This is a genomic window from Cellulomonas sp. ES6, from assembly GCF_030053835.1.
GTDB lineage: Bacteria > Actinomycetota > Actinomycetes > Actinomycetales > Cellulomonadaceae > Cellulomonas.
In genome coordinates, this window is the sequence record NZ_CP125655.1 from 2,431,313 (window position 1) to 2,453,478 (window position 22,166).

Consider the following 22,166-nt stretch of genomic DNA (forward strand, 5'->3'; position numbering starts at 1 on the left):
GACCGACCACCGACACGCCCCGGACGGGCGGGGCGGCCCGGCGGTCAGCCCCCGGCGACCACGTCGACGAGGCGGTCGAGGAACGCGGTCTGCGCCTCCACCAGCAGCCCGCGCGCCTCGTCGAGGCCGTACCAGCGCAGCTCGTCCAGCTCCGGGAACGTGACCTCCCGCCCGCTGCGGGGCGGCCACTCCACCGTGACCTGACTGACCGGCCCGCGGGAGGCGGCGAGGTCCAGGCCCGTGGCGCGCGCCCACAGGTGCACGACCTTGCCCGCGCGCTGGCGGACCTCCCCGAGGTCGACGTCCACCCCCGGGGGTGCGGGGACGCCGACCTCCTCCGCGAACTCGCGCAGGGCGGTCGCGAGCGGGTCCTCGCCGGGCAGCGGCTCGCCCTTCGGCACGGTCCAGGACCGGGGCCGTCGCGCCCAGAACGGCCCGCCCATGTGCCCGACGAGCACCTGGAGCGCGTCGTCCGGCCCCCGGCGGTGCAGCAGCAGGCCGGCGCTGGTGCGCGCGGCGGCGGTCACGGGCGGTCCGGGGTGTCGCGGGTTCCTCGCACGGCACCGATCCTGCACCCGGCGCGCGGGCTCAGCGCGGCAGGAGCACCTCGACGCCGGCCTCCGCGAGCGCCCGCGCGAGGTCGGGGGGCGGCGGGGCGTCCGTGACCAGGTAGTCGGCGCGGGCGAGCTCGGCGATCTGCGCGAACAGCCGGCGGCTGAACTTGGAGGAGTCGGCGAGCACCGCCACCTTGTCGGCGCGGTCCATCATCTCGCCCATCATCGAGGCCTCCACGAGGTTGCTGGTGGAGAACCCGACGTCGGGGGAGACCGCGCCGACGCCGATCAGCGCGATGTCGCAGCGGATGTCGACCTCCGGCTGGTGCGTCCACGCGGGCAGCCGGACGGGGCCGAGCGTCGCCTGGTCCATGAGGCGCACGCTGCCCCCGAACACGTACAGGTCGCGGTAGACCTTGGGGTCGAGCTCGGTGGCGCCGCGCAGGCTGTTGGTGGCCACGGTCAGGTCGCGGTGGTCGGCCAGGGCGCGCACGAGCGCGAGCGTCGTGGTCCCGGCGTTGACGATCACCGCCTGCCCGTCGCGGACGAGCTCGGCCGCGCGGGCGCCGATCTGCTCCTTGGCCTGGGTCTGCAGGCGCATGCGCACGTCGAGCTCGGTGTTCGGGCGGGGGGCGGCGGACAGCCCGACCGCGCCGCCGTGGGTGCGGACCAGCACGCCGTCGGCGTCGAGCTGGTCGAGGTCCCGGCGGATCGTGTCCGCCGACACCTCGAAGCGCTCGGCGAGCTGCGCGACCGTGACCTCGCCCGCGTCGGCGACGAAGGCGGCGAGCTCGGCCTTGCGCCCGGCGGGGAGGCGGCGGGGGGTGCTGTCGGAGGACGACATACGAAATATCTAGCACAAAAACGCGCAGCCCGGAGGAAGAACGCAGCTCGCCGCGCACAGCACCGCAGGCCGTGCAGCACCCCGTCGGAGCCTCCGACGGGCCGCCGGAGAGGGGATCGGTCCCGCTCCGCCTGCGGTCGCGCTCCCATCCGCGGTCCGCCGTGCGTGCGTCCCCATGCGGGGCCGGAACCCCTTGACGGCCGCACAACCCCGCACTACCGTGCTCAAACACGCAGAGATGCGCACTCAGCCGCAAGAAGCGGCAACCCTGGAGGGAGAGTCATGAGCAACGGAGCTCGGATGCGGTACCTGGGCGGCACGGCGGTGGTCGGCGCGGCGGCGCTGCTGCTCACCGCGTGCGGCAGCGGCGGCGGCGACGCCGCAGAGGGGGGATCGTCCGGGGGCGACGTCACCATCGAGTTCGCGCAGTGGTGGGAGCCCGAGCTCCCCGACGGCGCGTTCCGCGAGCTGATGGACCAGTTCGAGTCGGAGAACCCCGGCATCACCGTCGAGCTGCTGAGCGGCCCGTACGCCTCGACCAAGGAGCAGGTGCTCGCCGGCGCGGCCGCGGGCACGATGTCCGACGTCGTCGGCCTCGACGGCGCCTGGGTCAACGACTTCGCGAAGCAGGGGTCCATCGCGGACCTCTCGGCGCTGATGTCCGAGGACGGGTTCGACGACAGCCAGCTCGTCAGCCAGGTCCAGGTGGACGGCAGCACGTACATGATCCCGGTCGTCAACTTCGTGTACCCGATGTTCAGCAACGACGACCTGCTGTCCCAGGCCGGCGTCGACACCCCGCCGAGCACCCGCAGCGAGTTCGCGGACGCCGCGGAGGCGGTCACGGCGCTCGGCGACAACACCTACGGCTGGGTCCTCCCGCTCTCGCTCGAGGCCCCCAACGGCGTGCAGAACGACGTCATGTCGTGGGTGTGGGCGTCCGGCGGCTCCATGCTGGAGGACGGCCAGCCGGCGCTGACGGACAACCCGGACGTCGAGAGCGGCATCCAGTTCGTCGCCGACCTCTGGGACGCGGGCGTCGTGGCCCCCGGCTCCTTCACGATGAAGGAGCAGGACAAGGTCGAGGAGTTCACCAACGGCCGCGTCGGCATGATGATCGACTCCCTGGCGCACGTCACGACGATCCAGGAGTCGAACCCCGACCTCAGCTTCTCGATCTCCGCCATCCCGGCCGAGGACGGGTACACCGGTGAGCGCGGCATCCCGTACGCCTCCTGGGGCATCGGCGTCGCCGAGAACTCGGAGCACAAGGCCGAGGCGATGAAGCTCGTCGAGTTCCTCATGAGCGAGGAGACGAACGCCGAGCTGTCGTCCATCGCCAACGCGTTCCCCGGCAACACGGAGTCCGTGCCGGACTTCGTCGAGGACAACGAGCTGTTCGCCACCGCGTTCGAGATCTACCAGGACGGCTACCCGGCGAACGAGTTCACCGGCCTGCCCGTCGCCGAGGAGCTCATGCGCCAGCTCGGCGAGCAGCTCCAGAAGACCCTGAACGGGGACCAGAGCGTCGACGACGCCCTGACCGCCGCCCAGAAGTCGTGGGAGAGCGAGTTCTGACCCACCCCGAGAGCGACCGCGCCGGGCGGGACCCTGACCCGTCCGGCGCGGTCCTCGGTCAAGGAGGACCGACCGTGTTCACCTCGCACGCGCAGCGGACACCGGCCACGGCCGGGGCGTCCCGCGCCACGGGCGCCGCCCGCACCGACGGCGCGCCCGGCACCGGGGGCCCGCCCGCCCCGGCCCCGCCGGCCACCCGGCCGGCGTGGGAGCGGCTCAAGCGCCGCCTCACCCCGTACGGGTTCCTGAGCCCGACCGGCGTCCTGCTGGCGATCCTCATGCTGACGCCGATCGTCATGGTGATCTGGTACTCGCTGCTCGACGGCGTCATCACCACCAGGAACTCGGCGTTCGTGGGCTTCGCCAACTACACCGAGGTCCTCACCGACCCGGTGTTCTGGACGGCGGCGCGCAACACCCTGGTGTTCACGACGGTGAGCGTGGTGGCGCACTTCGCGATCGGCCTCGGCTTCGCGATGCTGCTGAACACCCCGCTGCTCAGCCACCGCGTCAAGGCGTTCTTCCGCGTGATCTACGTGCTGCCGTGGCTGTTCACGGTCGCGATCATCGCGGTGCTGTGGCGGCTGCTGCTCAACCCGAACGGCGTCGTGAACTACCTGCTGGGCACGGTCGGGCTGACCGACGGCCAGACGGAGTGGCTCGCGAACCCCAGCACGGCCCTCGCGGCCGTCACGTTCATCAACGTCTGGGCCGGCTACCCGTTCTTCATGATCTCGCTGCTCGCCGGCCTGCAGGGCATCCCGCGGGACCTGTACGAGGCGGCCCGCGTCGACGGCGCGACGCCCTTCCAGCAGTTCCGCAACGTCACCGTCCCGCAGCTGCGCCCGATCATCATCTCGATGGCGCTGCTGGACTTCATCTGGACCACGCAGCAGTTCGCGCTGATCTGGATGACGACCGGCGGCGGGCCGATCAACGCGACCGAGATGCTCAGCACCTTCACGTACAAGCTGGCGTTCAGCCGGTACGAGTTCTCCGTGGCGTCCGCGTCCGCGGTCGTGGTGCTGCTCGCGTCGATGGTCCTCGCATTCTTCTACGTCCGGCACCAGAAGGCACGGGACTGATCATGGCGACCCTCACCACCACCCCCACGGCCCGGCCCGGGGCACCCGCCCTGCGCACCCCGCCCCGCCGGACCGGGCAGAAGACGCTCGTCCTGACGGCCCTGGTGATCGGCGCGCTGTTCGCCGGCCTGCCCGTGCTGTGGATGCTGTCCAGCTCGTTCAAGGCGAACCCGGAGATCTTCGCCTCGCCGCCCCGGCTGCTCACCGAGGGCTTCTCGTTCGACGCGTACACGACGATCCTCACGGACCCCGTGAAGCTGCGGTTCTTCGGCAACTCGTACCTGGTGGCCGGCAGCGTCACGCTGCTGACGCTGCTGGTGGCGGTGCTCGCGGCGTACGCGTTCAGCCGCTACGAGTTCCCCGGCAAGAAGGTCATCAACGTCGTCATCGTCAGCGTGCAGGCGGTCCCGCCCATCACGCTGCTGATCCCCTACTTCGGCCTGATGGTCGCGCTCGGGCTCTACAACACCTACCCCGGCCTGATCCTCACGTACATGGTGTTCACGCTGCCCTACGCGATCATCATGATGACCGGGTACTTCAACACCCTCCCGCGGGAGCTGGACGAGGCCGTCAAGGTCGACGGCGCGGGGCCCCTGACCGCTCTGTGGCGCATTCTCGTCCCCATCTCCGTGCCGGGCCTGGTCTCGGTGGGCGTGTACACGTTCATGATCGCGTGGAACGAGTTCCTGTTCGCGCTCACGCTCACCCGCACCGAGGACATGCGCACCGTCCCGATCGGCATCCAGCTGCTCATGGGCCAGCACTCGTACGAATGGAACGAGATGATGGCGATGAGCATTCTGGGATGCATTCCCGTCCTCATTCTCTTCCTGTTCTTCCAGCGGTACTTCATCGGTGGGATGACGGCAGGCGCCGTGAAGGTCTGACCGGGGCTCCCGGCAGCACGACGCAGCACACGCAGCACGACCACGACACGACAAGGAGTCACCCCATGTTGATGAACGGCGCGGACCTGCTGGCCGTCGCGAACGAGCACAGCTTCGCGGTGCCGGCGTTCAACATCAGCGACTACGCCATGTTCAACGGGATCGTCGCGATCTCCGAGGAGCGTCGCGCCCCGCTGATGGTCGCGATCCACCCGGACGAGGTCAGCCACCTCGGGCACGACGTCATGCCGGCGCTGATCCAGCGCGCGCACAAGGCGTCGGTGCCGGTGGCGATCCACTGGGACCACGGCGGCAGCTACGAGCAGGTGCTGACGGCGATCCAGATCGGCTTCACGTCCGTGATGATCGACGGCTCGATGCTCCCGTACGAGGAGAACGTCGCGATCACGGCCCGTGTCGTCGAGGCCGCGCACGCGGTGGGGCTGTCGGTCGAGGGCGAGCTGGGCACCATCGGCAAGCTCGACGAGCAGGCCGAGGCGGGCGTGGCGGTGTCGAACATCATCCACACCGACCCGGAGCAGGCCGTCGACTTCGTGCAGCGCACCGGCGTCGACAGCCTGGCCGTCGCGATCGGCACGGCGCACGGCCTGTACCCGAAGGGCCTGAAGCCCGAGCTCCGGCTCGACCTGCTGACCGAGATCAAGGCGCGCCTGCCGATCCCGCTGGTGCTGCACGGCGGCTCGGGCAACCCGGACGACGAGATCGGCCGGGCCGTGAAGCTCGGCGTGAACAAGATCAACATCTCCTCGGACATCAAGGTCGCGTACCACGACCGGATGCGGGAGGTGCTGGCCGACCTCACGCTGCGCGAGCCGAACACGATCCAGCCGCCGGCGATCGAGGCGATGAACGTGGTCGCCGCGCAGAAGATCGAGCTGTTCGACGCGGCGGGCAAGGCCGACCTGTACTGAGACCGCGCCCCGCCCGGCGGGGCACCGACCCGGCCGCCGCCGGCCTGCCCCCCGGCCGGCGGCGGCCGCACCACCCCGCACCACCGCACGACGAGCACCGCACGACCACGGCGAGGAGGCCGGCACCGCCCATGAGCACGCGCTACGTCCTGGGACTCGGCGGGACCGTCGACTACGAGATCGACTGGGACCCGGGCACCCTCGAGCGGCTGGCCGCGCAGTGGGGGCTGCGCGCGGACGAGCTGGACGCCCGCACCCCGGTGCTCAGCGAGCGGGACCTGCTGCGCTCGCTGCTCGGCTTCGTCCGGGACGGGGTGGGCGGCGAGCGGTTCGTGGCGTCGTCCGAGATCGTCGAGGCGTTCGCCCGGCGGTTCCCGCTGCGGGTGACGCTGGGCGGGACGTGCGTGCGCGCGGCGATCGCCATGGACCGGGTGCGCGGCCTGCCGGCCCTGGTGCACCTGGTGAGCATCGACGACGACGTGCGGCGGCTGCTGCCCGCGAGCACCACCTACCTGTGCTCGGCCGACCGCGACACCACGGACCCGCACCTCATCGTGCAGTACCCGGCGGGGTCCGCCGTGCGGGTCGCCGGCGTCGAGGTGGTCGCGTCGCGCCCGAACCGCCTGATCTACGTCAACGACCCGCCGAACCGCGAGCTGGTGCTGCACCCGGCGCTGGGCGACGCGTGCGCGACCGCCGACGTGGTGCTGGTCTCCGGGTTCAACGTCATCCAGGAGCGCGAGACGCTGGACGCGCGGCTCGCGACCCTCGCGGCGGACCTGGACCGGGTGCCGCCCGGCGGGTTCGTGTACTTCGAGGACGCCGGCTACCACCTGCCCGCGCTGCGGGGGCCGGTGCGGGACGTCCTCGCCCCGCGGGTCGACGTCTGGGCGGTGAACGAGGACGAGCTCCAGGAGTGGACCGGCCGCGCCGTCGACCTGCTGGACGCCGCCGACGTCGCGAAGGCCCTCGGGGAGCTGCACGCGGCCGTCCCCGCCCGCACGCTGGTGGTCCACACCCAGCACTGGGCGCTCGCCGCCGGTGCGGGGGCGTCCGGGCTGCGGGCGGCGCTGCGCGGCGGCATCGACATGGCGAGCACGCGCTACGTGCACGGCGACTCCTTCACGCCGGACGACTACGCGGCGACGGCCGCGCGCACGCCCGGTGCCGCGGGGACGCGGTTCGCGGGGGAGGTCGAGGCGCTCGCGGCCGACGTCGCCTGCGAGCCCGCGTACGTGCTGGACGTGCCGCGGCCGACCACGATCGGGCTGGGGGACACCTTCGTGGGCGGGTTCCTGGCCGCCCTGGCGACCGCGTGACCGCCCGCGGGGCCGGGGAGCTGCTGGCCGAGGGCCTGGTCGCGCTCCCCGAGGCCGTCGCCCAGGTGCTCGACGTGGTGCAGGCGGGCGGGGAGCGGCTGCTGGTGGTTCGCCTGGCCGGCGGGCTGTCGTTCGACGTGCGGCCCGACCGCGGCCTCGACCTCGGTCCCGTGTGGTGGGGGGACGTGCCGCTCGCGTGGCGGTCGCCGCACCGCGCCGACCCCGGCCCGGGCGCCGGGTGGGAGGAGCGGTTCCTCGGCGGGCTCGTGGTGACGTGCGGGCCGGAGAACATCGGACCGCCCACGGCGACGGCCGGGCAGCACGGGAGCCACCACCTCACGCCCGCCACGGAGGTCCGGTGGTGGCGCGAGGTGACGCCGTCCGGGGTCGCCGTGCACGTCCGCGGGGCCGTGGGGTTCTCGACGCTGTACGGCACGCGCCTCGTCGTCGAGCGCGAGATCGTCGCCACCACCGGCCGGCCGCGCGTCGAGGTCCGCGACGTGGTGCGCAACGACGGGGACGTCCCCGTCGGCGTGCCGCTGCTCTACCACGTCAACCTCGGCGCGCCGCTGCTGGTGCCCGGCGGCCGGCTGCGCGTGGAGGCCGGCCGGACGCGCCTGCGCGAGCCGCTGCCGCCGGGGCGCGCGGCCCTGACGATGCCGGAGCCGTCGCCCGGCGCCGCCGCGGTCGTGGCGGAGCACCGGGACCTGGCGGTCACGGACGGACGCGCGCGGGCGGTCCTCACCGGCGGTGCCGCCGAGGTGGCCGTCGACTGGACGGCCGCGACCCTGCCGCGGCTGTGCACGTGGGCGTGGCCCGCCCGCGGCGCGTGGGTGCTCGGCGTCGAGCCGGCGAACGCGCCGCTGTTCGGGCCGGAGCGCGACGGCCCGCACGCCGGTGCGCCGCTGCTCGGCCCGGGGAAGTCGTGGCGGACGGGCGTCGTCGTCGAGGTCCTGCCTCCGGGTGCCGGGCCTGCCGCGGCGCCGGGCCGTGCCGCGCCGGCCGCCGGCGCCCACCCCGCTCCCCGCCCCGACCCGCGCCCCGATCCCCGGCCCGGTCCCCGCCCCGAGGAGCAGCCGTGACCCGCCCCGTCCCCCTGCCCGCCCACCAGCCGGCCGACCGCTTCTACGCCGGCGGCGCCCGCATCGCGGCGTTCCGCGGGCCCGGCGGCGACCCGGCGCCGGGCGACCACGTGCCGGAGGACTGGGTGGGGTCGACCACGACGCTGTTCGGCGAGCCCGAGCTCGGCCGCACGCGGCTGCCCGACGGCCGGCTGCTCGCCGAGGCCGTCGCCGCGGACCCGGCCGCCTGGCTCGGGCCCGAGCACGTCGCGCGGTACGGCGCCGACGTCGGGCTGCTGGTCAAGCTGCTCGACGCGGGCGAGCGGCTGCCGGTGCACGCCCACCCCGACGTCGCGTTCGCGGCACGGCACCTCGGCCTCGCGCACGGCAAGACGGAGGCGTGGGTGGCGCTCACCGCCGCGCCGGTGCACCTCGGGTTCCGGCGCGACGTGGGTGCCGCCGAGCTGCGGGAGTGGGTGGACCGCCAGGACACCGCCGGGATGCTCGACGCGATGCACGTGCTGGACCTGGAGCCGGGCGACGCCGTGCTGGTGCCCGCGGGGGTTCCGCACGCGATCGGCGCGGGAGCGTTCGTCGTCGAGCTGCAGGAGCCCACCGACCTGTCGGTCCTCGTCGAGTGGGACGGGTACGCGATCGACGGCGCGACCGCCGGGCACCTGGGCCTCGGGTTCGACGTGGCGCTCGCGGCGGTCGACCGCCGTGGCCGGACGGCCGCCGAGGTCGCCGCCCTGCGCGGGGCCCGGGCCGGCGACGAGGGTGACCTGCTGCCGGACGCCGCCCCGTTCTTCCGCGTCGAGCGGCTGCGCGGCGGGGGTGCGTGGGACGCCGGGTTCGCCGTCGCCGTGGTGGTCGCGGGCAGCGGCGCGCTGGTCGCGGCCGACGGCGCCCGCACCCCGGTGTCGGCGGGCTCGACGGTGCTCGTCCCGTGGTCGGCCGGGCCGCTGCGCGTCGAGCCGGGCGCCGTCGCCGCGCTCGAGGTCCTGCGCTGCCGCCCGCCGGCCGCCGACGCCGGTCAGCCCGCGAACAGGTCCTGACCGACGAACGGGCTCGACGCCGTCGTGACCGGGGTGCCGTCCGACCCCGTGACGAGCGACCCGTCCGGCAGCCCGGGCGGCACCGCGTACAGCCCCGACGCGGTGTGCTGCAGGTACTCCATCAGCCCGTCGTCGCGCGACAGCCGGTTCTGCATCGGGATGTAGTGGGTGCGCGGGTCCGTGACGAACGCCAGGAAGAACAGCCCCGCGTCCAGCCGGCCCAGCGAGTCGTTGCCGTCCGTGAAGTTGTAGCCGCGCCGCAGCATCCGCACCCCCGCGTTCTGCGTCGGGTGCGCCAGGAACACGTGGCTGTCCACCGGGATGAGCGGCCGGCCCTCGCGGCCGGTGACCGCGAAGTCCGGCTCGGTGAACTCGGTGCCGCCGGACAGCGGCGCGCCCTCGCCCTTGGTGCGGCCCACGACGGCCTCCTGCTCGCGCAGCGACGTGCGGTCCCAGGTCTCGATGGTCATCCGGATGCGACGCGCCACCAGGTAGCTGCCGCCGGTCATCCACGCCGTCGCGGGGGTGGTCGCGCTCGCGGGCACCCAGACGTGCGCCTCGACGTCGGACTCCTCCTCGGACTTGAGGTTGGCGGTGCCGTCCTTGAACCCGAACAGGTTGCGGGGGGTGGCCTGCGCCGACGAGGTGGACGACGTGCGGCCGTAGCCGAGCTGCGTCCAGCGGATGGTGGCGGCGCCGAACGCCGCGCGGGACAGGTTGCGGATGGCGTGCACCGCCACCTGCGGGTCGTCCGCGCAGGCCTGCACCACCAGGTCGCCGTCGGAGCGCGCCGGGTCGAGCCGGTCGCCCGGGAAGTGCGGCAGCTCGACCAGCGCGTCCGGCAGGTGCGCGGCCAGCCCGAACCGGTCGGTGCCCGCGTCCGCCCCCACGAACAGGGACCGCCCGAACCCGAACGTGATCGTCAGCCCCGCGGCCGGCAGGTCGGCGGCCTCGCCCGTGTCGTCCGGCGGCGCGTCGTACGGGCCGGACGCCGGTCCGTACGGTCCGGCGGACAGGCCCTGCGTCAGGCGGGCCGCGATCGTCGTCCAGCGCTGGAGCAGGGCCACCAGCTCGGCGCGGTCCGTGGTCGTGACGTCGAACGCCGCCAGGTAGAGGCGGTCCTGGGCGGGCGTGACGATGCCCGCCTGGTGCGCGCCGGTGAACGGGTAGGTCGTCGCGGCCGCACCGGTACCCGGCGCCGGGGTCGCCGCCGCCCGGCCCGCGCCGTACCCGGCCACGCCGCCCGCCACGGCCCCGAGCGCCGCGCCGCCCAGCAGCCCGCCGCCCAGCAGGGCGCGCCGGGACAGCCCCCGACGGGGCGGCGGGGTGCCGGCACCCGTCGTGGGCGCCGGCTCCGCCGCCGCGGGGTCGGTCGCGTCGCCGGGCACGGGGGAGCCGGGCCGGTGGTCGGTGGGGTCGGGCACGGGCGGCGTCCTTCCTGCGCGGCGGGCGTCAGGCGCCGGTGACGACGGCGGTCAGCCGGGACAGCGGCTCCGACAGCGCGTCGACGCCGGTCGCGAGCTCCTTGACCTGCTGGTCCGTCAGCGTGTCGTAGCCCACGAAGCCCGTGTCCACGGAGCCGTACTGCGCCAGCAGGCCGTCCAGGGCGGCGAGCTGCTCGGTGAGCGCGGCCGCCAGGTCCGGGTCCTCCTCCTCGACGACGTCCGCCAGCACCTCGTACGCCACGCGCGCGCCGTCCACGTTCGCCTGGAAGTCCCACAGGTCGGTGTGCGACCAGATCTCCTCCTCGCCGGTGACCTTGCCGGTCGCGACCTCGTCCAGCAGCTCCTTGGCGCCGTTGGCGATCTGGAACGCCTCGAACGTGAAGTCCGGGTCGTTCACCTGGTCCACGAGGTCCTGCGTCCAGCCCACCAGGTCCTCCGCGGCCGACGCCCGCTCCTCGGGGGTCAGCGGCACGTAGGTCACGCCCCCGTTGTCGGCGGGGGCCGGCGGCCACAGGTCCTTCTCGAGGTAGTGCCAGCCGCTCCAGACCTGCCCCTCCTCGAGGTCGGCCTCGCGGGCGTCGGTCAGCGGGTCGAGGTCGCCGAACGACTCCGCGACCGGCTCGACGCGCTCCCAGTGCACCCGCGTCGCCGCGTACAGCGCGCGGGCCGTGTCGTCGTCACCGGCGGTGTACGCGGCGGCGAACTCCTGCGTCCCCGCGATGAGCGCGCCGACCTGGTCCTTCACGTACGCCACGTACTGGGCCTCGGCGTCCGCGAGCTGGGCGGCCACGTCGCCCGTCGGCCCGACCTGCGCGCCGGAGTCGGTGACCGTGAACTCGGACCGGATGCCGTCGCCGACCATGCCCGGCTTGCAGGCGGTGTAGTACGTGCCGGGGCGCACCTGCACCACGAGGTCGCGGGTGATGCCGGGCCCGATGTTCTCCACCTCGGACACCACGCGCAGGCCGTCGTCGCCCAGCAGGTAGAACTCGGTCACGTCCGAGCCGTCGTTGGTGACCTGGAACGTCAGCGTGCCGCTCGGTGCCGTGGCGGCGGAGACCTCGCAGGCGTCCGCGGTGCTGCTCACGGTGAGCGCCCCCGCGGACGCCCCGGCCTCCGGGGCGTCGTTGTCGACGCAGGCGGCGAGCGGCAGGACGAGGGCGGCGAGCGCGAGCGCGCCGACGGTGGTGCGGGACATGGGACTCCTCGTGGGTGGCAGGACGGGTCGGTGGGAGGGGCTCGTGGCGGCGCGCGGAGCGGCCGGCCGGGAGCCGACGGGTGCGTCGTGGGGCGGCGGGCCGCCCGGCCTCAGGACGCGGCGGCGGGCTCGGCGGCGCGCGGCACGGCGGGCGGCGCGGGCCGGTGGCCCCAGGTGGTGCGGACGAAGACCGTCAGCACGGGGACGACGTACGCCACCCACGCGACGAGCTGCAGCCAGGTGGTGGCGGGCGTGAAGTTGAGGACGCCCTTGAGCAGCGTCCCGTACCAGCTGCTCGGCGGGACGGCCGCCGAGACGTCGAACGCGAGGTCGTTCAGGCCGGGCAGGATCCCGGCCTCCTGCAGGTCGTGGACGCCGTACGCGAGCACGCCGGCGGCGACCAGCACCAGGAACAGCCCGGTCCACGCGAAGAACCGCCGCAGGTCCAGGCGGACGGCCCCGCGGTACGTCAGCCACGCGAGGGCGACGGCGGTGAGGATGCCGAGCCCGGCGCCGAGCAGCGGTGCGGCCGTGCCGTCGGAGGTCGCCTGGGCGCCGGCCCAGAGGAACAGCGCCGTCTCCAGCCCCTCGCGGCCCACGGCGAGCAGGGCGACGACGACCACGGCCCCGCGCCCGGCGGCCACCGCGTCGTCGAGCCGGTGGTGCAGGTCGGCCTTGAGGTGGCGGGCGGTGCGCGCCATCCAGAAGATCATCCAGGTGATGAGGCCGACGGCGACGATCGAGAGGGTGCCGCCGATCGCCTCCTGCGCCTCGAACGACAGGCCGCGCGGCCCGAACGTGAGCAGGGCGCCGAACCCGAGCGACACCGCGACGGCGACGCCCACGCCGGTCCAGAGGGCGGGCAGCAGGTGCCGTCGGTCGGTGCGCACCAGGTACGCCACGAGGATGCTCACGACGAGCGCGGCCTCGAGGCCCTCGCGCAGGCCGATCAGGTAGTTGGCGACCATCGGGCAACCTTCGTTCCGGCCGTCGGCCCGTCCGACGGCAGGGGAAGGTTAGCCTGCCCTCACCTCGGTGCGACAGGGGTCCGAGGGGTGGGACGTCCGCGGGCCCGCGCCGGGCCGCGGGGGCCTCAGAGGTGCACGGTGCCCTCGACGCACGTCACGGTGCCGCCGCCCACCCAGACCGTCCCGGACGCGTCGCGCTCCACGTGCACCCGGCCGGCGCGTCCCAGCACGGTGCCCTGCGCGGCGACGTACGAGGCGGGGGCCCGGCCCGTGCCCGTCAGCCACTGCGCCACGACCGCGTTGAGCGAGCCGGTGACCGGGTCCTCGCCGATGCCGAGGTCCCCGACGAACGCCCGCACCTCGAACGCCGCCTCCGCCCCCGGCGGGTACGGACCCACGACGCCGACGTGCGCCCCGCCCAGGGCCGCCCCGTCCGGCCGCAGCGCCAGCACCCGCTCCGCGGAGTCCAGCAGCAGGATGTTCCAGCGGGGCCCGTTGTCCACGAACCGGTGGTCGACGACCGCGCCGTCCGGCAGGTCCAGCGCGGCGACGGCGCGCCGCAGCACGTCGGGCGGCACCGGCGTGTCCGCGAGCGGCTCCGGCGCCGCGAACCGCAGGCCGTCCTCCCCGCGGCGCAGCAGCACCCGCCCCACCCCGCACTCCTGCACGACGTCCGCCCCCGCCGGCCTGCCGCCCGCCGCGAGCCAGGCGTGGCACGACCCCAGCGTCGGGTGCCCGGCGAACGGCAGCTCGCCGCCCGGCGTGAAGATCCGCAGCCGGTAGTCCGCACCCGGAAGCGTCGGCGCCAGCAGGAACGTGGTCTCCGACAGGTTGGTCCAGCGGGCGAACGCCGCCATCTGCGCGTCCGTGAGCCCGTCGGCGTTGTGCACCACGGCCACCGGGTTCCCGAGCAGCGGCTCGGTGGTGAAGACGTCGACCTGGCTGAAGCGGCGCGTGGGCATGCCGCCCACGCTACGACGGCGGCGGTGGCGCCGGGCTAGGGTGCCGCCATGTCGACGGTGCGTCTCGGGGTCCTCGGTGCGGCCCGCATCCTGCACGACGCGGTGGCGGCCCCGGCCGCCGCCGTCCCGGAGGTCGAGGTGGTGGCGATCGCCGCGCGCGACCGCGACCGGGCGGAGGCGACCGCGCGGCGCGAGGGCATCCCGCGCGTGCTCGGCTCGTACGACGAGCTGCTCGCCGACCCCGACGTCGACGCGGTCTACGTGCCCACCCCCGCCGCGCTGCACGGCGTGTGGGTGCGCCGCGCGATCGAGGCGGGCAAGCACGTGCTGTGCGAGAAGCCGTTCACGGCGGACGCGGCCGAGGCGGAGGACGTCGCCGCGCTCGCGGACGGCACCGGCCTGGTGGTCATGGAGGCGTTCCACTCCCAGCACCACCCGCTGTGGCCCCGGGTGCGGGCGCTGCTCGACGACGGTGCGATCGGCCAGGTGCGCCGGGCGGAGGCCGACTTCTGCGTGAGCATCCCCGACCGCTCCGACATCCGCTGGCAGGAGTCGATGGGCGGCGGCGCGCTCATGGACCTGGGCGTGTACCCGCTGCGGATGCTCACCGTGCTGTTCGGGACCCCGCAGGTGCGGTCCGCGACGGCGGACGACGTCGACGGCGTCGACGCGTCCATCGAGGTGCTGCTCGACCTCCCCGGCCGCGTGGAGGGCACGGTGCGCGCGAGCATGGTCGCGCAGGAGCCGAGCGTCCGGGCGCGCATCGAGGGCACCGCCGGCACGCTCGTCGTGCACGCGCCGTACGCCCCGCAGCACGGCGGCCGGATCGTGGTGGAGCGTGACGGCGGCACGGTCGAGGAGGCCGCGGACCCCGCGCCGTCGTACGTGTGCATGCTGCGGACGTTCGCGGACGCGGTGCTGCGCGGCGCCGACCCGGTGTCCGGCACGGCCCGGGCGGTCGAGGCGATGCGGACCGTCGACGCGGCGTACCGCGCGGCGGGCATGGCGCCCCGGCAGCCGGCGCCGCTCGACTGACCCGCCGGGCCGGGCCGCCGACGGCGGAGGCGGGCTCCCGCGCTCAGGCGCCGCGCCGCCGCCGGAGCCGCTGCGTGACGACCCTCCCCAGCACGCCGACGGCGACCACCGCGAGCCCCCCGAGCACCGACGCGGGCGGCAGCGTGACGGCCAGCGCCACGCACCCCGCCGCCCCGAGCACCTGGACCGCCCGCGGGAACCGCCGGTGCGGGCGGTCCTGCGTGAGCGCGGCCAGGTTCGCGACCAGGTAGTAGAGCAGGACCCCGAACGACGAGAACCCGATGGCCCCGCGCAGGTCGACGGTCGCCACCAGCACCGCGACCACGAGGCCGAGCACCACCTCGGCGTGGTGCGGGACGCGCGTCCCGGGGTGCACGGCGGCGAGCGTCCGCGGCAGGTCGCCCTCCCGCGCCATCGCGAGGGCGGTCCGGCTGACCCCGGCGACGAGCGCGAGCAGGGCCCCCAGCGCGGCCGCGGTCGCCCCCACGCGGACCACGGCCCCGGCCCCGGGCAGCCCGCTCGCGTCGGCGAGCGCCGCCAGCGGTGCGCGCGACGCCGCCGTCGCCTCCGGCCCGAGCACGGTCAGCAGCGCGACGGCGACGGCGGCGTACACGAGCACCGCGAGCCCGAGCGCCCCCTGGATCGCCCGCGGGACGGTCCGGGCCGGGTCCCGGACCTCCTCGCCCATCGTCGCGATGCGGGCGTACCCCGCGAACGCGAAGAACAGCAGGCCGGCCGAGCCGAGCACGCCGCCGGCGCCGACGTCCGGGCCGCCCGTCCACGCCCGGTCCCACGACGGGTCCCCGCCGGCGAGCCCGCCCACGACCACCACCGCGAGCGCGGTCAGCGCGACGGCCACCACCACGCGCGTCAGCCGGGCCGTGCGCGTCACGCCCCGCAGGTTCACCGCCGTGAGCGCGAGCACCGCCAGCACGGCCGCGGGCCGCTGCCACGCCACCGGCACGGCGTACGCGGCGAACGTCAGCGCCATCGCGGCGCACGAGGCCGTCTTCCCGATGACGAACGACCACCCGGCGAGGAACCCCCACCACGGTCCGAGGCGCTCGCGGCCGTAGACGTAGGTCCCGCCGGACGTCGGGTACTGCGCCGCGAGCTGCGCGGAGGACGTCGCGTTGGCGTACGCGACCACGGCGGCGACGCCGAGGCCCACCAGCAGCCCGGTGCCCGCGGCGGCGGCCGCCGGGGCGAACGCGGCGAACACCCCCGCGCCGACCATCGACCCGAGCCCGATGACGACGGCGTCCCCCGTGCCGAGCCGTCGCACCAGGGACGCCGGGTGGGTGGCCTGCTGCCGCTCGCGCATGGGACCAGTGTGCCCGCCGCGTGTACTCACCGGTCCCCTCGCCGGCCACCTAGGGCGGGCGCGACCGCGCCGGGGGCTACGCGTTCTCCACGCCGACGGGAGCCGATCATCCGGCGTAGCCGCAGGTCAGCGCGCTAGGGGTCGCCCGGGTAGGTACCCAGCGGGCCCGGTGAGCAGGTCGGAGGTCCCTGATCGTGTGACAGCCGCAGCGAGGTCCGCCCCCCGGCGCGCCGCGCTCACCACTCCTGCTGACGCTCTGGAAGGAGCACCTCTGATGGCTTCTGCCCGTACCCGCCTCGTCCTGTCGATCGGCGCCGTGGCCGGCGTCGGCGCCCTCGTGACGGCCGCGACGTTCACGGACTTCGCGAACCTGAACCTCGGCGACGGCACCGACGGCGGCGGCATCGGCTCCGGCCGCTTCAACATCCAGGTCGTCGGGACCGACGGCGCCGGCATGCCGGTCCCCGGCACCTGGCAGGAGGCGAACCTGCCCGAGGGCGTCGACATCGCCGTCCCGGGCGCCGACTCGATCACGCCCGGCACGACCATCGAGGTCGACCTCCCGTACCGCAACGCCTCCACCTCGCTCGGCGCGGACATCGACCTGTGGCTCAAGGAGGTCCCGGGCCGCACGTCGACCCCGGCGTACCTCGACGCGCTGCGCTTCACCATCCTGGACGGCACCGGCGCCACGCTCGTCAGCGACGTGACGTTCGACGAGCTCGACGCGAGCACCTCGGCGGAGAAGATCAGCCTGACCGACGCCCTCGCGAACGCCGAGCTCGCCGCCGGCGCGGAGGACTCGATCACGGTCCAGGTCTCCCTGGCGGACTACGACGCCGACAACGACAGCGGCGACGCGGACGGCCTGACCAACGACGTGCTCAACGGCGGCGTGGCGTACGTCCAGCTGCACTGGGACGCGGTCTCGACCGCCGAGTGACCGACGCGGGCCCGCGGGCGGTCACCGCCCGCGGGCCCGCGGCACCCCCGACACCCCTGGAGGAGAGCCGATGCACCGGCGGATCATGCTGTCGTGGTGCGCCCTGGCCGGCGTCGCCGCGCTGACCACCGCCGCGGCGCTCACCGGCGGAGGCGAGCAGGACGTGCGCTTCTGGCCGGGCGCCGGGCACGACCTCGTGGTCGCCGGCTCGACCCGACCCGGGTGGGTGCCCTCGTCCGCGGACTGGGAGCAGGGCCGCCCGGAGGCCTACCGCATCGGGCTGGACCCCGCCGCCCGCGAGCTCGGCCCCGGCGGCGTCCTGGAGCTGCGGGTGGCGGCTCGGCACGGCGCCCACGACGCGCCGTCCGAGGTGCGGCTGGCGGTGACCGACCCGGACGACCGGGGTGCCCGGACCGACCCGCGGACCGGCTCCCGCCTGGAGCTGTTCGACCAGCTCCACCTCCTCGTCGTCGACGCCGCCACGGGCGAGGTCCTCGTGGACGCGGGCCCCGGGAGCACCGCCGAGTCGCGGTCCGCCCGCTGGGGCGGCGTGTGGCAGCCCGGCGAGGTCCGGCTCGTCGACATCACCGTGACGGTGCCCGAGGAGCTCACCGACGCCTGGCAGGGCGCCGTCACCGACATCCAGGTCGACCTGGTCTCCGAGAGCGTCTGAGAGGACGACGACCGTGCAGCCTCCCCGTCCCCGGAACCGGACCGGCCGGCCCCGCCCCGCGGTGCTCGCCGGCGCCCTGGGGCTCGTCTGCGTCGCGGCCGGCGCCGCCGTCCTCGCGACCTCCGCCCGCGACGTGCACGCGGGCTACCACGACACGACGACCGCGGTCGTGGAGGTCTCCGGCACGTTCGCCCTCGAGGTCTCCGGCACCGCGCCCGACGGGTCGCCCGCCGGCCCCGTCGAGGGCGACCCGGAGCCGCTCGTCGTGCGCACCACCGGCGGGGCGGCCTACACGACGCACACGCCCGTGGAGTGGCGGGCGACGGTGCACGCCCCCGACGCCGCCGGCCGGGTCGGGCTCTCGCTGTTCGACCCGGACCCCGCGGACGTCGTCGTCGGCGCGAACCGGTACCCGGACCTGTTCTCGACGCTGCGGTTCACGGTGCTCGACGTCACCGACGCCGGCCGTCCCGTGACGCTGGCCACCGACGCGACCGCCGCGCAGGTCGCGGTCGCCGCGCTCGTGCTCGACGTGCCCGCGGGCGGGTCCCGCACCGTCGCGGTCCGCGCCGTCGTCGCCGAGGGCACCTGGCGCCTGTACGACGGCCGGACCACCGCGGCCGGGCTGCGCTTCAGCGGGGTGAGCTCGTGAGGCGGGTGACCCGGTCGGTGGCGCGCGTCCCGGCCGCCGCCGTGGCGGCAGGCGTCCTGCTGCTCGTCCCCGCGGGCGTCACGTCCGCGGTCGCGGCCCCGCTGTCGCCGGGTGCCACGGTCGACGGCCGCGGCACCGTGGTCCGCGCGTCGGTCGCGGACGAGGAGCTCGTCGTGGTCTCGCCCGCGACCGTGGACGTCGTCGCCCCGCTGCCGGGTCACGCCGCGACGTGGACCACGACGGTGACGCCGGCCGCCGGGGCGGGGGACGACCCGCTGCCCGTCTGGCTCGCGGTGAGCGGTGTGGACGGTCCGCTGCTCCGGGGTGACCACCCGCTGACCCTCACGGTGACGGACGAGGACGGCACCGTGCTGCTCGCGTCGTCGGACGTCTCGTCGCTGCTCGGGCGCCAGGTCGCCCTGCCCGACCTGGCGGGTCGCACCACGTTCACCGCGCGTGTGGAGCTCCCGGCCGAGGCGTCGGAGGCGTACCGCGGAGCGAGCGGGTCCGTCCGGCTGGCCGTCACGGCGCAGGCCCCCGCGTCCCCGTCGGCCGCGAGCGGCGTGCTGGCCCGGACGGGTGCCGGCCCTGCCGGTCTCGCGCTCGCCGCGGTCGCGCTGCTCGGCGCAGGCGGGACGGCCCTCGCGAGCCGGCGCGCCGCGACCACCCGGTCGTCCCGCACGACCACGTCCCAGGAGCCCCGCACCGGCCGGACCCCGCAGGAGACACGATGACCACCACGTCCCGCCCCCCGTCCCGTCGCCGACGGGTCCTCGCCGCGGTGGCCGCCGTCGTCGCGACCGCTCTCGCGGCGACCCTGGCCGGCACCGCCACGGCGGCCTACGTCGACACGACCGCCGCCCGCACCGGGCCGCTCCCGGCCGCGCTGGGCGGGGAGCCGCCCGAGCAGCGGACGGGGCTGACGCTCGGCTCGCGCATGGTGGACACGGGGGTTGGCGTCACCCCCGCCGGCCAGGTCGTCGTGTGGGGCCTCGGCATGTACGGCATCAACGGGACCTCGAGCGCCGACCTGAACATCGGGCCGACCGTGGTGGCCGGCCTGCCGAGGGTGGTCCAGGTCGCCACCGGCATCTACTCGCTCAACGCGCTCGGCGCCGACGGCACGGTGTGGGGCTGGGGCGACTGCTCGCGCGCCGCGGGCACGGACCTGTCCACCACGTTCACCGACTACGGCTGCTCGGTGGGCGCGTTCGGCTCGCCGGCGGCGCCGCCCCGCCAGGTGCGCATCGGTGCCCGCGCGTCGACGACCTCGGCTCCGCTGCTGGACCGGGTGACGGCCATCGCGTCCACCGAGTACGCCGGCGCGGCGCTGCGGGACGACTGCACGGTCTGGCACTGGGGCGGCCACTGGGGCGACGCCACGTACCAGTACGGCTACGGCGGCAACGGCCTGGCCCAGCTCGGGGCGAGCAAGGTCAAGGGCCTCCCGGACCCGACGCGGGTCGCAGGCGCCTGCCCGACGAGCGTCGTCGGCGGCTACGACACGTTCTGGATCACCCTGGAGAACGGCGACGTGTACTACCTCGGCGGTCGCACGCCGCTGAACACCACCGTGAACGGCAACCCGGCCGTGGCCGCCGACCAGGTGCCGACCGGCGCGTCGCTCTCCGCGCGCCCCGTCACCGCCCTGCAGCCCTGGCTGCTGCGGACGGTCGGAGCCTCCCGCCCGCACGTCGTCAGCGTCTCGGGTGGCATCCAGATGGGCGGCGCGCTGCTGTCGGACGGGTCCGTGCTGTCGTGGTCCACGTTCTCCGCCGACCGCACCGGCCGGTCCGCGCCCGGGAGCTCGTGGCAGACGCCCGCCGTGGTCACCGGGCTCGGCACCGGCGTGGTCGCGATGGCGTTCGGCTTCACGGGCGCCGCGTTCCTCAAGTCGAACGGCGAGCTGTGGTGCTACGGCGCCGGCGACGACTACGCCCGCTGCCCGACCACGCCGACGCGCCTGGCCACCGGGGTCACGCAGTTCGGTGTCGGCCAGGGCTTCATGATCTGGCAGACGGCCGACGGCGTGTTCTCCGGCCGCGGCTACAACCCGCGCGGGGCGATCGGGCTGCCGACCAGCGTCGCGATCAGCCAGAACCGCGTGGTCAGCCACGACCTGTCGGTGCTGGCGGTGGCACCGTGAGCCGGGCCCGGGCCGGACGGCGCGCCCGTCCGGCCCCGCGCCGCCCTCGCGCCGCGACCCTCCTGGTCGCCGCGCTCGCCCTGGCCGTCGGCGGTCTCGGGGCCGTCGGTGCGACCGTCGCCCCGACGGGCGCCGCGCTGCGGGACGTCGCCGGGCTCGACGCGACCGTGGGCAGCGGCGAGCGGTTCGACATCGGCCTGGTGCAGGACGGCGTGCTGCGGCAGGCGGAGGGCGACGGTGTCGCGTGGCAGGTCGACGGTGCCGGGTCGCTCCTGCCCGGGCACACGGTGACGTTCGACGTGCCCGTCGCCAACAACGGCCCGTACGACGCCGACGTCGTGCTCGCGGTCGCCGACCGGTACGCCGAGACAGCGCCGAGCGGCCCGGGTTCCGACCCCGTGGCGCTCTACCGGTGGTCGGTGGCCGACGCGCAGACCGGCGCCGTGCTGGCGGGCACGCCCGCCACCCCGCTCACCAGCACCGTCACGACCGCGCAGGTGGGCGCGGCCGTCGGCGGGCTGCACCTCGCGGGGCGCACGCTGCCGGCCGTCGCCGACGGCGCGCCCTGGACCGCCGACCCCGCGGCCCCGGGGGACCACCGGGTGCTGCGGGTGACCGTCGCCTACCCGGACACGCCGGCGACCGAGGCGTTCAACGGCGGCCGGTCGGCCCTGGCCCTCGTGTTCACGGGCAGCTCACGGTGACCGGCACCGGCTACCGGATCGCCTGGCGGGTGCTGCGGCTCGTCCGGAGCGTCCTGCTGACCACGACGGCCGTGCTCGGCGCCGCCAGCATCGGCGCCGTCGTGGCGGGGCTCGTGCTGGACGTCCGCCCGCTGGTCGTGGTGTCGGGGTCCATGGAGCCGGGCATCCCCGTCGGCTCGCTCATCGCCGGCCGGACGGTGCCCGCGGACCAGGTGGAGGTGGGGGACGTGGTCACCGTGCCGCGCCGCGAGGGCACCACGGACCTCGTCACCCACCGCGTGGTGGAGGTCCGCACCCCCGACGGCGCGGACCCCGGGGTGCGGGAGCTGGTGCTCCGCGGGGACGCCAACGAGACGGACGACCCGATGCCCTACGTGGTCGGCGAGGTGCGGCGTCACGTCGCCACCCTGCCCGGCGGCGGCTACGTCGTCCGCACGCTCCAGTCGGGCCGCGGCGTCGTCGTGATGGGGGGCGTGCTCGTGGCGGCCGTCGTCCTCACGTTCGCGGTGCCCCCGGCGGACGGGGCACCCGGTCAGCGGGCCGGTGGCGGCTCCGCCCCCCGCGACCGGGGACGGCACCGCGCCGCCGCCGGGGCGCGTGGCTGACCGCTCGGCGTCGCGCGGGAGGGCGGTCCGCCGCACGGGCCGGGCGGTCCGCCGCACCGGGGCTGCACCGCGTGACCGCGAGGCCGGGATGGCGCCGCGTGACCGCGAGGCCGGGGTGGCGCCGCGTGACCTCGACGCCGGGGCGCCGGAGGGGCGACACTGCGAACCTGAGCCGCGCGCCGCGCGACCGGCA

At 75.5% G+C, this 22,166-nt stretch carries 22 protein-coding genes; 15 read left to right on the plus strand and 7 right to left on the minus strand.

Features of this window, described 5'->3' with window-relative positions; genetic code table 11:
- Positions 1–44: 44 nt before the first annotated feature.
- Both P9841_RS11375 and P9841_RS11380 read right to left on the minus strand, forming a co-directional pair.
- On the minus strand, positions 45–527 hold the full coding sequence (locus P9841_RS11375; protein WP_283318796.1) for an NUDIX hydrolase: 483 nt from the start codon (positions 525–527) through the stop codon (positions 45–47).
- Positions 528–588: 61 nt separating this feature from the next.
- Complete coding sequence (locus P9841_RS11380; RefSeq protein ID WP_283318797.1) at positions 589–1,398, minus strand: DeoR/GlpR family DNA-binding transcription regulator; 810 nt, start codon at positions 1,396–1,398, stop codon at positions 589–591.
- Between the two features lie 282 nt (positions 1,399–1,680).
- Between P9841_RS11380 and P9841_RS11385 the strand changes: the two genes are divergently transcribed.
- The 7 genes from P9841_RS11385 (at position 1,681) to P9841_RS11415 (ending at position 9,318) form a co-directional block, all read left to right on the plus strand.
- Positions 1,681–2,976, plus strand: coding sequence for an ABC transporter substrate-binding protein (locus tag P9841_RS11385; RefSeq protein WP_283318798.1), 1,296 nt, complete (start codon positions 1,681–1,683; stop codon positions 2,974–2,976).
- Between the two features lie 74 nt (positions 2,977–3,050).
- Positions 3,051–4,061, plus strand: coding sequence for a carbohydrate ABC transporter permease (locus P9841_RS11390; protein WP_283318799.1), 1,011 nt, complete (start codon positions 3,051–3,053; stop codon positions 4,059–4,061).
- A gap of 2 nt (positions 4,062–4,063) precedes the next feature.
- Positions 4,064–4,951, plus strand: a complete 888-nt coding sequence (locus P9841_RS11395; protein WP_283318800.1) for a carbohydrate ABC transporter permease — start codon at positions 4,064–4,066, stop codon at positions 4,949–4,951.
- Between the two features lie 65 nt (positions 4,952–5,016).
- Positions 5,017–5,883: a ketose-bisphosphate aldolase gene (locus P9841_RS11400; RefSeq protein WP_283318801.1), complete on the plus strand. Its 867-nt coding sequence runs from the start codon at positions 5,017–5,019 to the stop codon at positions 5,881–5,883.
- Positions 5,884–6,014: 131 nt separating this feature from the next.
- Complete coding sequence (locus tag P9841_RS11405) at positions 6,015–7,202, plus strand: ADP-dependent glucokinase/phosphofructokinase (protein WP_283318802.1); 1,188 nt, start codon at positions 6,015–6,017, stop codon at positions 7,200–7,202.
- Positions 7,199–8,284, plus strand: coding sequence for a DUF4432 family protein (locus P9841_RS11410; protein ID WP_283318803.1), 1,086 nt, complete (start codon positions 7,199–7,201; stop codon positions 8,282–8,284). Before P9841_RS11405 ends, P9841_RS11410 begins: the two co-directional genes overlap by 4 nt.
- On the plus strand, positions 8,281–9,318 hold the full coding sequence (locus tag P9841_RS11415) for a class I mannose-6-phosphate isomerase (protein WP_283318804.1): 1,038 nt from the start codon (positions 8,281–8,283) through the stop codon (positions 9,316–9,318). The genes P9841_RS11410 and P9841_RS11415 overlap by 4 nt, the downstream gene beginning before the upstream one ends.
- On the opposite strand, the gene efeB is transcribed toward P9841_RS11415, so the two are convergent.
- From efeB to P9841_RS11435, 4 genes are all read right to left on the minus strand, one after another.
- Positions 9,297–10,706, minus strand: coding sequence for an iron uptake transporter deferrochelatase/peroxidase subunit (gene efeB, locus P9841_RS11420; RefSeq protein WP_502848895.1), 1,410 nt, complete (start codon positions 10,704–10,706; stop codon positions 9,297–9,299). The genes P9841_RS11415 and efeB overlap by 22 nt on opposite strands.
- Before the next feature lie 64 nt (positions 10,707–10,770).
- Complete coding sequence (gene efeO / locus P9841_RS11425; protein ID WP_283318805.1) at positions 10,771–11,961, minus strand: iron uptake system protein EfeO; 1,191 nt, start codon at positions 11,959–11,961, stop codon at positions 10,771–10,773.
- A gap of 110 nt (positions 11,962–12,071) precedes the next feature.
- Entirely contained in the window at positions 12,072–12,929 is an 858-nt protein-coding gene (gene efeU, locus P9841_RS11430) for an iron uptake transporter permease EfeU (protein ID WP_283318806.1), read from the minus strand.
- A gap of 125 nt (positions 12,930–13,054) precedes the next feature.
- A complete protein-coding gene (locus tag P9841_RS11435) occupies positions 13,055–13,891 on the minus strand; it encodes a PhzF family phenazine biosynthesis protein (RefSeq protein WP_283318807.1) in 837 nt (278 codons plus the stop codon).
- A gap of 48 nt (positions 13,892–13,939) precedes the next feature.
- Between P9841_RS11435 and P9841_RS11440 the strand changes: the two genes are divergently transcribed.
- The gene (locus P9841_RS11440; protein ID WP_283318808.1) at positions 13,940–14,926 is read left to right on the plus strand and encodes a Gfo/Idh/MocA family protein; all 987 of its coding nucleotides are present in this window, start codon (positions 13,940–13,942) and stop codon (positions 14,924–14,926) included.
- Positions 14,927–14,969: 43 nt separating this feature from the next.
- Here the strand turns inward: P9841_RS11440 and P9841_RS11445 are convergent, their stop codons facing one another.
- Entirely contained in the window at positions 14,970–16,250 is a 1,281-nt protein-coding gene (locus P9841_RS11445; protein WP_283318809.1) for an APC family permease, read from the minus strand.
- 274 nt (positions 16,251–16,524) lie between these two features.
- On the opposite strand from P9841_RS11445, the gene P9841_RS11450 reads away from it, so the two are divergent.
- The 7 genes from P9841_RS11450 to P9841_RS11480 all read left to right on the plus strand — a co-directional run bounded on the left by P9841_RS11450 (position 16,525) and on the right by P9841_RS11480 (position 21,973).
- Positions 16,525–17,193, plus strand: a complete 669-nt coding sequence (locus P9841_RS11450) for a hypothetical protein (RefSeq protein ID WP_283318810.1) — start codon at positions 16,525–16,527, stop codon at positions 17,191–17,193.
- 70 nt (positions 17,194–17,263) lie between these two features.
- Positions 17,264–17,866: a hypothetical protein gene (locus P9841_RS11455; RefSeq protein WP_283318811.1), complete on the plus strand. Its 603-nt coding sequence runs from the start codon at positions 17,264–17,266 to the stop codon at positions 17,864–17,866.
- Positions 17,867–17,879: 13 nt separating this feature from the next.
- On the plus strand, positions 17,880–18,518 hold the full coding sequence (locus tag P9841_RS11460; RefSeq protein WP_283318812.1) for a hypothetical protein: 639 nt from the start codon (positions 17,880–17,882) through the stop codon (positions 18,516–18,518).
- Positions 18,515–19,252 (plus strand): hypothetical protein, encoded by a 738-nt coding sequence (locus P9841_RS11465; RefSeq protein WP_283318813.1) that lies wholly within the window; start codon positions 18,515–18,517, stop codon positions 19,250–19,252. Before P9841_RS11460 ends, P9841_RS11465 begins: the two co-directional genes overlap by 4 nt.
- Complete coding sequence (locus tag P9841_RS11470) at positions 19,249–20,664, plus strand: RCC1 domain-containing protein (RefSeq protein ID WP_283318814.1); 1,416 nt, start codon at positions 19,249–19,251, stop codon at positions 20,662–20,664. The genes P9841_RS11465 and P9841_RS11470 overlap by 4 nt, the downstream gene beginning before the upstream one ends.
- Entirely contained in the window at positions 20,661–21,368 is a 708-nt protein-coding gene (locus tag P9841_RS11475) for a hypothetical protein (protein WP_283318815.1), read from the plus strand. The genes P9841_RS11470 and P9841_RS11475 overlap by 4 nt, the downstream gene beginning before the upstream one ends.
- Positions 21,365–21,973, plus strand: coding sequence for a signal peptidase I (locus P9841_RS11480; protein ID WP_283318816.1), 609 nt, complete (start codon positions 21,365–21,367; stop codon positions 21,971–21,973). Before P9841_RS11475 ends, P9841_RS11480 begins: the two co-directional genes overlap by 4 nt.
- Positions 21,974–22,166 lie beyond the last annotated feature (193 nt).

Excerpts from the sequence above, each read along its gene's own strand:
- P9841_RS11380 (WP_283318797.1), bottom strand. The coding sequence starts at position 1,398 with ATGTCGTCCTCCGACAGCACCCCCCGCCGCCTCCCCGCCGGGCGCAAG.
- P9841_RS11385 (WP_283318798.1), top strand. The coding sequence starts at position 1,681 with ATGAGCAACGGAGCTCGGATGCGGTACCTGGGCGGCACGGCGGTGGTC.
- P9841_RS11395 (WP_283318800.1), top strand. The coding sequence starts at position 4,064 with ATGGCGACCCTCACCACCACCCCCACGGCCCGGCCCGGGGCACCCGCC.
- P9841_RS11400 (WP_283318801.1), top strand. The coding sequence starts at position 5,017 with ATGTTGATGAACGGCGCGGACCTGCTGGCCGTCGCGAACGAGCACAGC.
- P9841_RS11405 (WP_283318802.1), top strand. The coding sequence starts at position 6,015 with ATGAGCACGCGCTACGTCCTGGGACTCGGCGGGACCGTCGACTACGAG.
- efeO (WP_283318805.1), bottom strand. The coding sequence starts at position 11,961 with ATGTCCCGCACCACCGTCGGCGCGCTCGCGCTCGCCGCCCTCGTCCTG.
- efeU (WP_283318806.1), bottom strand. The coding sequence starts at position 12,929 with ATGGTCGCCAACTACCTGATCGGCCTGCGCGAGGGCCTCGAGGCCGCG.
- P9841_RS11435 (WP_283318807.1), bottom strand. The coding sequence starts at position 13,891 with ATGCCCACGCGCCGCTTCAGCCAGGTCGACGTCTTCACCACCGAGCCG.
- P9841_RS11440 (WP_283318808.1), top strand. The coding sequence starts at position 13,940 with ATGTCGACGGTGCGTCTCGGGGTCCTCGGTGCGGCCCGCATCCTGCAC.
- P9841_RS11445 (WP_283318809.1), bottom strand. The coding sequence starts at position 16,250 with ATGCGCGAGCGGCAGCAGGCCACCCACCCGGCGTCCCTGGTGCGACGG.
- P9841_RS11450 (WP_283318810.1), top strand. The coding sequence starts at position 16,525 with ATGGCTTCTGCCCGTACCCGCCTCGTCCTGTCGATCGGCGCCGTGGCC.
- P9841_RS11455 (WP_283318811.1), top strand. The coding sequence starts at position 17,264 with ATGCACCGGCGGATCATGCTGTCGTGGTGCGCCCTGGCCGGCGTCGCC.
- P9841_RS11470 (WP_283318814.1), top strand. The coding sequence starts at position 19,249 with ATGACCACCACGTCCCGCCCCCCGTCCCGTCGCCGACGGGTCCTCGCC.